Origin of the sequence: Candidatus Hakubella thermalkaliphila (genome assembly GCF_013281975.1) — a bacterium.
In the GTDB taxonomy this organism is placed as follows: domain Bacteria; phylum Actinomycetota; class Humimicrobiia; order Hakubellales; family Hakubellaceae; genus Hakubella; species Hakubella thermalkaliphila.
Genome location: NZ_BLRZ01000069.1, coordinates 1 through 10,548, shown reverse-complemented (window position 1 = coordinate 10,548; position 10,548 = coordinate 1). Strand labels below are relative to the sequence as shown.

Sequence of the window (10,548 nt, the reverse complement as noted above, 5' to 3'; positions counted from 1 at the left end):
CATGCACCGCGGCGCACCACGTCGCATGAAAATTGGGTTATTTTCAAGGGAGAAAGTATTGAATAAAGAAGAAAAACCGCCCAAGGGGGAAGAATCTACCAAAAGGAGGTAAGGTTGTGCCTCGGCTGCAGGTAATTGGTTTCGGCGCGCTTAATCTGGATTTGATTTTTCAGGTGGACGAAAGTCTAGGCAGGGAACTGGGAGTCAGAGCAGGAGAAGAATGGGCCAGAGAGCCTCAGCAAGTTGATGCGCTCTTGGCAGTTCTCTATAAAGAGGGCAGGCTGGTAGGTAAGGCAGGTGGAGGGTCCGCTGCTAACACCGTGGTGGCTCTGTCCGGAATGGGATTCAGAGCCGGCTATGTGGGCAAGATTGGTAGTGATTCAGAAGGAGAGTTTATCTGGAAAAGTCTTGATTCTATAGACAGGAGCCGGATCCTACGGGGAGAGCGAAGCGGCATCTGTCTCACTCTTCTGATAGGCAAAGATCGAGACCGGTCGATGATAGTGTTCCCCAATGTCAACGATACTCTTTGCTGGGAGGATTTGGATGTGGAATATGCTAAGGAGTGTGACTTTTTACACTTGACCTCTTTTGTGGGTGATAGACCCCTGGAGGCCCAGAGGCGATTGGCTGCTGAGGCAGGCTCTGAGGTGAAAATCAGTTTTGATCCCGGCATGCTCTACGCCAGAAGGGGAATTCCAGCTCTCCTTCCTATTCTGAAGAATACTTACATCTGCTTTCCTTCTGAGGAGGAAGTGGAGATCTTGAGTGGAAAAGAATTTTGGGAAGGATCTTGGCAGTTACTTGATCTGGGAGTCCAGATCGTGGTATGTACTATGGGTCACAAGGGTTCTTATGTGTTTACCGAAAAAGAGGAGTTTTGGACTCCCGCGGTCAAAATACGTGAAGTAGTCGATACCACCGGCGCAGGGGACGTTTTTGCGGCCGGCTTCTTGGCCGGCCTGCTGGAACAGAAGTCGCTACGGGAATGTGCCGATCTGGCAACCAAATGGGCGGCCCGCAGTATAGTGGGAGTGGGGAGGCAATGCTACCCTGTGGGCAATGGGAGAAACGAATGACGAGCAAATCTCTTCCGTTGACTCGGGTGGCGAGCGGATGATTTCCAGAATCTGAACTTCGTAGACTTTTGAAGTGGCCTAAGAGAAGGATGAGAGGAGCAGGTTTTTGGTGCCAGGCGGGGCGTGGCCTGCCCTGTTGGATCTGGATTTTGTTGAATTTGGTTGGTCCAAGGAGAAGATGATAGGGTGCTCAGCATTGGCTGGTTTTCCACAGGTCGAGACCAGGCAGCTCGGGACCTCCTACAAGTAGTGTACAGGAGTATTTGCAGTGGGGAGATTCCTGAGTCCGAAATCAGCTTCGTTTTCTGCAGTCGAAATAGAGGAGAGTCGACAGAAAGCGATCTTTTTGCTGAAATCGTTGATTCTTTCAAACTTCCTCTGGTGACTTTCTCCTCAGCTACTTTCCAAGCAGAGAGACGGGAAAAGGGGTTACAGGAGGAGAGGAAGGGCAGATCGAAGCTGATCCAACAGTGGCGTAGGGATTACGATAGAGAAGTGATGAGGCGTCTTGGGGAATACGATATCCATCTTTATGTTCTGGCCGGCTACATGTTAATAGTAGGGGAAGAGATGTGTCAGAAGTACGATTTGATCAACCTCCATCCTGCCCTACCGGGTGGCCCTAAAGGCTCATGGCAAGAAGTGATATGGCAACTTCTAGAGAACCGGGCCAGCGAGGCTGGAGCCATGATTCATCTGGTTACTCCAGAACTGGATCAAGGGCCTCCCCTTACTTTCTGCCGGTTCTCTCTTCGGGGCGAGGACTTTGATCCCCTCTGGCAGGATCTGGAGAAAAAACTCCAGGTCAGACCTCTACATGAGGTTAGAGAGCAGGAAGGAGAGACAAATCTTCTTTTCCGAAAAATCAGGAGGCAGGAACTGGCGCAGGAATTCCCTTTGATAGTGACCACGATAGGCGCTTTGGCCCGAGGCGAGATTGCTATTAAAAACAAGCAAGTCGTGACCTCCAGGGGAGAGGTTTTGCAAGGGGGCTACGATTTAACTGAGAAGATAGGTCAAAAGTCAATGATAAACATATCGCATTAGCCAAGCGTCAAGACCGGTTAAGCTTAGATCTCCGGTGAGAGTAAAATTAGCCCAATTTTGCTACCTCTCCTCTTACCAGAGAACGAAACTTCTTGTGGGTATCCACAATTTGATCTAACTCGTTCTGGCTGGCACCGGGCAGCCAGTGACAAGAGCCATCCTCAGGAGGTATCAACCAGCCTTCCCGTACTGCCGCATGAAGATGTTTCCTCCCACCCCGCTGCCAGACCTCCAGAACCAGCCTCAGAGATCTCATCATATCCCCACTGGCCACCCCTATGGTCCCGTAAGACAAGGCGTATCGATTACCGTTAAAAACAATTGCCAATCCTCCGGCGGCCTCCACAACTTCCAGCATTCGACAATCCGTAATACTGTCCCCCACAACTACTACATTCTGCAGGAAACTTCCCTCTCTGGCCAGGAAGTGCTCCAGAGCCCTAACTTTACGTCGCCCACCCACAACTTCCACTTGATCCAGAATTCGACCCAGAGAAGTGCCACTAAGCTCTTCCCAGAAGAACTGATCCAGATAGGATCTGATTTGGTCGTCATTCTTGCCTGATTCAAGATCCTCAGTGTAAAGATGATCAAGGATAAGACCTTCCTTTTCTATGGCTACCCGAAGATCTTCCTCTTTTAGCTCTTGTGCCAGTTGGCGAAGAGGTAGATGGGTACAGGCAACATTGACGGCATCAACCCCCAGCTTCTGAGCTACACTGAGGGCATGCTGGCAGTAGGAAGTGGAGATAATCTGTACTCTCCACCCCTGCGACTGGAGATGGGCAATAAGATCTCGGGCACCTTTGACTAATTTAGCCTCTCGGGAAACCTTTTCTAGATCTTCCTCGCTAATGCGATGGCCAAGGAGAAAGGGAACTAGAAGTCTCAGAGTATCTCCTGGCTCATACCCCTCCCGTCTTTCCAAAGTCAGGATATCATCGTACCTGCTGAGAACCTCAAAGACCTTTTTACCCTTTGGTATCAGGCTCATGACCTCGTAGGCATGATCCATGGGAGAAAGGGGCCCTTCCAGGTCGAAACAACTGATTTTTTCAGAAAGCAGGTGTGTCAATTGTAAGTCTGCCCTCGACCGTCAACTTATCTTGTCAATAGTCCGTGAATAGTTACCCGTTTTATAGACAACTATGCCACGGGTGTTTCAACCGGGCTGATTGACCGAGGTGGAGGTACGCTACCTCGTTTACCCTGGTGTCTAGCCCGGCGGATGCACTACGGGCATCCGGGAGACGGCGCATGAACCGCATCGCCAGGACCGTCTCCACCTCGCGGAAGGGAAGCAAGTTCAGCTCCTCGTCGCCGAAACGTTCAGCCAGGTTGGCAGCCGCATTCTCATCCGCGTTGGCTTCATATCCGCACCACAGGCAGCGAAATTCAGCCTGTGAGCGGCGGTTCAACGAAAAAGTGAAACCGCAGTGCGAGCACTGCTGGCTGGAATAAGCGGGCTGGACAGAGCGATAGCGAATGCCGCGCTCATCCAGCTTAAATTTGAGTTTGTCACGCACGTAGCCCAACTGCGAGGCGCGCAGGACTCGGTTCATCTGGCGCGACTTGAAGCGCATGTCTTTGACCGAGAGGCGTTCTAGAGCAACAGCCGAACCTTTGAGTAGTTCGTCCAGCATCTGATTGAGTGGCCGTCCAATCTCGTTGCGGGAGAAGGCTTCAGCCCGGTTGTCGCCTGGGTCAACCGTGGGCATGTCTTTGCGCTTCAGGCATGCGTTAAGCTTCTGCTTGCGGCGGTGTTTTTCGACCGCCCGCTCCAGGCGCTTGCGGAGTTCAGGGCTGATCTGCCCGTAGCGCTGACCTCCTGAGGTCGAGACAATCGAGACCATGCCTATATCCACACCGATCACCTGTGATGACTGGGCTTTCGCGCCACGACGTTCGACGACAAAAGTAGCGTACCACTGCCCATCACGCTTGTTTAAGGTGACGCCGGTGCAGAGTTTAGTAAACTCCGCGATCGTTTCCTTGGCCCGGTTGTATAGCGGGATCGGGACACGCACAGGATTTCCGGCCTCCAAAGTGGAGATTCTCAGCCAGAAATCGAACTGGGGCGTGTGGGAAGGCTCAATCACTACCACGTTGGCGTTGGCCTGGAGGCAGACGTTTCGCAACACGGGCGGAGTCTCGCGCCCATTGGCGTACCACGACTGGACGATGCCACACGCCTGTTGCCAGGCGCAGCGTTGCCAGCGGTCGGAGAGCGGCGTGGGCACATGCTGTTCAGGGATGTCGGCGTACTTGTTGGGTTGGTCAATCTGGCGCTCGATTAGCCAATCCACATACGCCTGCACTACACGCTGGTGTTCAAGTGCCAATTGGTCGAGTTTTCGGAGCTTGCCTGGATTGGCCTGGTTGAGTTTGAGATGGGTAATCGCTTTCTTCACCATTTCACAACTCCGTGATGATACGTTCAGTCTTGCGCTTGAATCGCCGCTGTCCGTAGACTCGGGGGCAAAAGGAAGTCACAATGCTGACGAAGTCCTGAATCAGATCTTCCTTGCCGTTCTCGGCCAGATGGATGACCTCAATCCGTCGCCCTTGCATCGCCAACAACTTCTCGATGTAGTTAATGCCAAAGCGAGTCAGACGGTCTTTGTGTTCGATGACGATGAGGGTGATGGTTGGATCGGTGAGGAGTTTCAACAACTTGGGCCACCTATCATTGATACCCAAGCCAATCTCTTTCAGGACGGTCATCAAGCGATAGCTTTTGGCGGCGCAGTAGTTCCTCAGCCGCCTGGCCTGCCCTTCCAGGTTATCTTTATTTTCGGCAGCGGACAGACGGGTGTAGATGGTAACTTTTTGATCGGTGACGGCTGTGAACATTTGCGGGATCGGATCGGTGATGATGATCGTACCAGTGCCAACTTGATAGCCAGCCAGTCGTCCAGCTTTGAACCAGCGCCAGGCCGTGTGGTAGGAGATTCCGGTTTTGCGGGCGTAGGCGCTCAGTTTCATAACGCCAGTATAGAACACTTGTTCGTATTTGTCAATAGGCACCCACAAAATGAAGATTCGTATTCGATACTAGACCCTATTTTATAAATGTGATACCCAAGTGAGTATGTTGCGTGATTGCTTGACATTGTTCACATAATAGCGTATTTATATAACTATGCAACATACCGTGTCAATACCTGTAGCTTTAGACGAGAATCGGTTCTTGCCTTTGCTTCAACAATGTGCCGAGATATTTAACACTCATGTGGATTGGGCATTGGAGAATAGAACTTATAACAAAAAGAAAGCTCATCATGCTCTCTATGCCCAACTCCGTGGAAGATACCCTAACCTGCCTTCTGCTTTTGTTCAAGCAATTCGAGATACGGCTATGGAAGCTGTCAAAGCGACTAGGCTGGCGTCAATCAGCCAAATGTGATGAACTTCAGTTGAATCACAAGCTACCCCCTCGTGGGAGTAGCAGTTGACACTCAGATGTACAAAATCAAGAGGAGGGAGCCATATGGTAACAGAGAGCAAAGAAAACTATTTTCGCGTGCCTATTACTATGCCAGCAGAGATGGTGGAGTACCTGGATGGTCTGGGGATGGAGTCTAAGAAAACCGGAGGGCACAAGATTCCCAACACCATGATCGTCCGATGTGCTATCAGGCTGGTGGAAAAGCTTAAACCCGACGTGAGGAATGTGAGATCAGAGGAGGAGCTGCAGGAGAGATTATTGGATGCCTGCCGAAATTTTAAGAAGTAAAATAGAGAAGTTAAAGCGGGAAAGGAATGCCGTTATCCTGGCCCACAATTACCAGATAGGAGAGGTTCAGAACATTGCTGACTTTGTGGGCGATTCTCTGGGTCTGAGCCAGCAGGCCGCCGGCACTGATGCAGATGTGATCGTTTTTTGCGGAGTTCATTTCATGGCCGAGACAGCCGCCATACTTTGCCCCCAGAAGGTCGTTCTCCTGCCGGACCTGGATGCAGGATGTCCCATGGCAGACATGATCACGGCCGATCAACTAAGGGGAAGAAAGAAGCAATGCCCAGAGGCTACCGTAGTATGCTATGTAAACTCCACCGCAGAAGTCAAGAGCGAAAGTGACATCTGCTGTACTTCTGCCAATGCGGCCAAAGTCATAGATTCTCTGGCCGGAGTAGAGGAGATCCTTTTTGTCCCGGACAAATATCTGGGCCACTACGTTTCCACCAAGACCGACAAAAAAATCATCCTTTGGAACGGATTTTGCCCTACTCATGTTAGGATTTTGCCTCAGGACATAGTAAAATTAAAGGAAGAGCATCCTGAAGCCAAAGTCGTGGTTCACCCTGAGTGTACTCCTCAGGTGATAGAACTGGCAGACAGTGTGGCCAGTACCAGCGGCATACTGAAATACGCCCGGGAATGCGACTCGGAAGAGATAATTGTAGGGACAGAAGTGGGCATCATTCATAGACTTCACAAGGAAAATCCGGACAAGAAATTCTATCCCGCTTCCCCTCGAGCCATCTGTCCCAACATGAAACTGACTAATTTAGAGAAAGTACTGTGGGCGCTGGAAGACATGGCTCCCCGCATCGAGGTGCCCCTGGAGGTGGCCTGGGGGGCCAGGAGAGCCATAGACAAGATGTTAGCTGTGAGATAGACTGGAAAGGCAAGAAGCCCGATAGTTACCCGTTTTATAGACAACTATGACACGGGTGTTTTAACCGGGCTGATTGAGCGAGGTGAGGGGTTCGCTACCTCGTTTAGCCTGGTGTCTAGCCCGGCGGATGCACTACGGGCATCCGGGAGATGGTACACGATCCATCTCCACATGGCGGAAGGGAAGCGAGCTTGAGTTCCTAGCCGCTGAAACGTCAGCGAGGCCAGGATCACATTCTCTTCTGCCATAAGCTCAGTATAGAACACGCGTTCGTATTTGGCAATGGGTGTCAGCCCGTTTTTAGGGGAAATCACCAGAATCCTTTGTTTATCCGTCCTTTTTCAACTGAGCCTCGGAGTGAGGCAAATTGTCATCCCGATACCTGATCGACCTTACCCAATATCATCCGGCAGATGAGATAAGTGACGTAATCGTTGTCGGCAGTGGAATTGCCGGCCTATCCTTAGCCATAAGGGTGGGCAGTTTCGCTAATGTGAGGCTTATTACCAAAAGCGAGCTTCAGGAGTCAGCGACCTGGTATGCTCAGGGCGGCATAGCTGCTGCCCTTAATCGTCAGGACAACTGGCGTCTTCACTTTCAGGATACCATCAGGGCCGGACAGGGACTCTGCGATCCTCAGGCGGTTGAGTTTGTGGTGAAAGAGGCTCCCGCCATGATACGGGAGCTGATGGAGATGGGGACAACCTTCGATATGAAGCAGGGTAAGCTAAGTCTGGCTACTGAGGGTGGTCACTCTAGAGCCAGAGTAGTTCATGCCGGTGGAGACGCCACAGGAGCGGAGGTCGAAAGAAGTCTGGTGAGGTCAGTAAGAAAGAACCAGAGGGTGACGGTGCATGAGAGAACTTTGGTGGTGGATATCCTGACCGATAGGGACGGGTCCTGCTGCGGCGTTGCTACCATGGATACCTCCACGGGCGAGCTGAGAATCTACCTGGCTAAAGTTGTGGTTCTGGCCACAGGAGGAGTAGGCCAGATGTACCAGTTCACCTCCAACCCTTCTGTCTGTACCGGAGATGGCATTGCCATGGCTTACCGGGCCGGGGCAATCATATCGGACATGGAATTTGTACAGTTTCACCCCACAGTCTTTCAGACCAAGAGAGGCGAGTCCTTTCTCATCACTGAGGCCGTGAGAGGAGAAGGAGCATTTTTGCGGGACAAAAAAGGGGACAGGTTCATGTTGGGAAAACATCCTCTGGCGGAACTTGGCCCGCGGGATGTAGTGGTACGAGAGATCGTAGAAGTGATGGAAAGAGATGGCACGGACCACATCTATCTGGATGCCAGACATATCGCCAGGAACGTGCTGGAGGAGAGATTTCCCACCATAGTGGCTACTCTGCAGGAAAGTGGTGTTGATTTTTTTACGGAACTAATCCAGGTGTCTCCTGCCGCTCACTATCTGATAGGGGGAGTGAAGACAAACCTGGATGGTGAGACATCTGTCTCAGGCCTGTATGCCTGTGGTGAGACTGCCTGTACCGGTGTCCATGGAGCAAACCGTCTGGCCAGCAATTCTCTGCTGGAAGGGCTGGTGTTCGCCAAGAGGATTGCGCAGTCCATAAAAGACTCTCTTAGCCGACTCAAGCCCAAAATGCCCCAGGGATCTTCGGAAGGAAGCTCCCCATCTCCCGGGGATATCTCTGGTATAGAGAGCAAAAAGAACGAACTTGAGCAGGCCATGATGAAGAAAGCAGGTATTGTGAGAGACTGCGAGGGCCTGGAGGAGGCGGAAACATTTATCCAGGAGAGCGTAAAATCTACTCCCTGCAGCAAAGATCCCCGGACAGTTAAATTTATCAACATGTTGACGTCGGCATGGCTGACCGTGAAAGCTGCCCAACTGCGATGTGAGAGCAGAGGAGTTCATCTGAGGAGAGATTATCCTTATCGGGATGATATCAACTGGAAGAAACATATACTTATGGATAACCAGAAGATAGGCTACGAAGATGTAGCGGAATAGTGCATTTTCCCTCAGTTAAAAATAATTCCAGCATCAGGCTGCGCAGATGGGCTCAAGAGTCACAATAATATTTTCACGTTTGTGGATGACGGCCACATAATGATAACCAGTAAGGCGCTCTTAGACAGGGGATGACCGGCCAACGAGTGATAGGTTAGAGAGGAAGGTCATTTTTGATTGACCATCGTTTGAGATCTGTCATAAGAACAGCCTTTAAGGAAGATCTAGGTGGTAGAGGAGACGTTACCACTCTCTCTGCGATCAGCGAAGGGATTCAGGCTACCGGGAAGATCCTGTGCAAGGGAGAAGGTATCCTTGCCGGCATAGGTACTGCTGAGGCAGTATTTCATGAAGTGGATCCAGGCCTGGAGTTCGTGCGGGAGAAGAGCGATGGCCAGAGAGTGGAAAGAGGCGAAGTAGTGGCCACTATCAAAGGAGAGGTCCGCTCTCTCCTGGTCGCCGAAAGGACAACCCTCAATTTCCTTCAGCATTTGTCGGGTATTGCTACTTTGACTCATAAATATGTGGAGGCAGTTTCCGGCCTTCCGGTCAGGATCGTGGATACCCGGAAGACCCTGCCCGGCTTACGGGAACTAGAGAAATATGCGGTTCGCTGTGGCGGTGGATATAATCACCGATTCGGATTGTATGACGGAGTTCTTCTCAAGGATAACCACCTCAAAGTCTGCGGGAGCATCCGGGAGGCCGTAGAGAAAGCCAGAAGCAACTCTCCTCACCTGATGAAGGTCGAAGTCGAGGTGGAGACATTGGATCAATTGCGGGAAACGCTGGAGGCCGGGGCCGATGTCATCATGCTGGATAACCTGTCTGTGGAAGAGATGAGAAAAGCTGTAGAGATAGCAGGTGACCGGTGTCTGCTGGAGGCCTCCGGCTCCATAAGGCTGGAGAACGTGAGAGAAGTAGCGGAGACTGGAGTAGATATCATCTCCATCGGAGCCATCACCATGTCTGCTCCTGCCCTGGATTTTTCTCTGGAGCTTTTTGATGTAATTAGGGGAAACCTCATAGATTTTTAAAATTGGTAGCTATAGAATAAATGAAGAAAATAGAAATAATCCCTATCGCTAAGAAAAAGTCAGAGCAAAGGGGGATATGGGAAGATTGGATAAAAGAAACAATAAACTCTCCAGAACAGGTCGTTGAAGGCTATGGAGGGCGTAAGGTTGCTCATAGAAAATATATATTAGGGGATAAAGAATATCTACTGAGAGTGATTTATGAGGAAAAGGAGGAATTGTATGTAGTTGTAACCACCTATCGGACTTCTCAGATAGATCGTTATTGGAGGGAGGAAAAGGATGAAAATAGAATATGACCCAAAACATGACCTATTGAACATTGAGTTTATTTCTGAGGAAGCTATCGTTGATTCGGTAGAACTTGATGGGGTTATTATTGATTATTCAAAGGACGGAAGCATCGTAGCCGTCGAAATCCTCGATGCGGGGAAAAGGACTACAAAAAATCCACTCGATTTACTCAATCTCACAATAGTAAAAGAAAAGGCCGTAGCATAAAGAGATAATAGGCTGGAGGACAAAGCCCGGTCCGGCTATGCGGTGTATAGTTTGGCAATCTAGACCATAAAGTTGCCTCTCTATCTCAAGAACTTTTCACGTGATCCCTTGCAACTAGATATAATAACATCAACCCTACCCCAGCCGTGTTGGCAAACAAGTCTTCTGAGGAAAACTCCTTGTAAGGTAGTATCGCCTGAGCTAGCTCCATAAACAAACCGTAAGCAAAAGAAAAAATTCCTGCCCCTAAGATTATCTTCTTAATTCTTAGTCTG

At 50.4% G+C, this 10,548-nt stretch carries 11 protein-coding genes and 1 pseudogene; 8 read left to right on the top strand and 4 right to left on the bottom strand.

Annotated features, from left to right (window positions below; genetic code table 11):
* Positions 1-116: 116 nt before the first annotated feature.
* A complete protein-coding gene (locus HW443_RS07310) occupies positions 117-1,079 on the top strand; it encodes a carbohydrate kinase family protein (RefSeq protein WP_176236055.1) in 963 nt (320 codons plus the stop codon).
* Positions 1,080-1,265: 186 nt separating this feature from the next.
* Complete coding sequence (purN, locus tag HW443_RS07305; RefSeq protein WP_176236056.1) at positions 1,266-2,126, top strand: phosphoribosylglycinamide formyltransferase; 861 nt, start codon at positions 1,266-1,268, stop codon at positions 2,124-2,126.
* A gap of 46 nt (positions 2,127-2,172) precedes the next feature.
* On the opposite strand, the gene HW443_RS07300 is transcribed toward purN, so the two are convergent.
* The 3 genes from HW443_RS07300 to HW443_RS07290 all read right to left on the bottom strand — a co-directional run bounded on the left by HW443_RS07300 (position 2,173) and on the right by HW443_RS07290 (position 5,111).
* Positions 2,173-3,201, bottom strand: coding sequence for a hypothetical protein (locus HW443_RS07300; protein WP_176226427.1), 1,029 nt, complete (start codon positions 3,199-3,201; stop codon positions 2,173-2,175).
* Positions 3,202-3,262: 61 nt separating this feature from the next.
* Positions 3,263-4,540, bottom strand: coding sequence for a zinc ribbon domain-containing protein (locus HW443_RS07295; protein WP_176236824.1), 1,278 nt, complete (start codon positions 4,538-4,540; stop codon positions 3,263-3,265).
* Position 4,541: 1 nt separating this feature from the next.
* Complete coding sequence (locus HW443_RS07290; protein ID WP_176236823.1) at positions 4,542-5,111, bottom strand: IS607 family transposase; 570 nt, start codon at positions 5,109-5,111, stop codon at positions 4,542-4,544.
* A 505-nt stretch (positions 5,112-5,616) separates the two neighbouring features.
* Between HW443_RS07290 and HW443_RS07285 the strand changes: the two genes are divergently transcribed.
* The 6 genes from HW443_RS07285 (at position 5,617) to HW443_RS07260 (ending at position 10,273) form a co-directional block, all read left to right on the top strand.
* Positions 5,617-5,862, top strand: coding sequence for a hypothetical protein (locus tag HW443_RS07285; protein ID WP_176236822.1), 246 nt, complete (start codon positions 5,617-5,619; stop codon positions 5,860-5,862).
* Entirely contained in the window at positions 5,837-6,748 is a 912-nt protein-coding gene (gene nadA, locus HW443_RS07280) for a quinolinate synthase NadA (RefSeq protein WP_176238024.1), read from the top strand. The genes HW443_RS07285 and nadA overlap by 26 nt, the downstream gene beginning before the upstream one ends.
* A 367-nt stretch (positions 6,749-7,115) precedes the next feature.
* Positions 7,116-8,735 carry an L-aspartate oxidase gene (gene nadB / locus HW443_RS07275; protein WP_176236820.1) on the top strand — a complete coding sequence of 540 codons (1,620 nt, stop codon included), beginning with the start codon at positions 7,116-7,118 and terminating at the stop codon, positions 8,733-8,735.
* Positions 8,736-8,908: 173 nt separating this feature from the next.
* Positions 8,909-9,772 carry a carboxylating nicotinate-nucleotide diphosphorylase gene (gene nadC, locus HW443_RS07270; RefSeq protein WP_258190473.1) on the top strand — a complete coding sequence of 288 codons (864 nt, stop codon included), beginning with the start codon at positions 8,909-8,911 and terminating at the stop codon, positions 9,770-9,772.
* Positions 9,773-9,792: 20 nt separating this feature from the next.
* On the top strand, positions 9,793-10,071 hold the full coding sequence (locus HW443_RS07265; protein ID WP_176226422.1) for a DUF4258 domain-containing protein: 279 nt from the start codon (positions 9,793-9,795) through the stop codon (positions 10,069-10,071).
* Positions 10,055-10,273 (top strand): DUF2283 domain-containing protein, encoded by a 219-nt coding sequence (locus tag HW443_RS07260; protein ID WP_176226421.1) that lies wholly within the window; start codon positions 10,055-10,057, stop codon positions 10,271-10,273. Before HW443_RS07265 ends, HW443_RS07260 begins: the two co-directional genes overlap by 17 nt.
* A gap of 85 nt (positions 10,274-10,358) precedes the next feature.
* On the opposite strand, the pseudogene HW443_RS07255 reads toward HW443_RS07260, so the two are convergent.
* Positions 10,359-10,548 (bottom strand): annotated as a pseudogene (locus HW443_RS07255) (hypothetical protein); the annotation flags it as partial.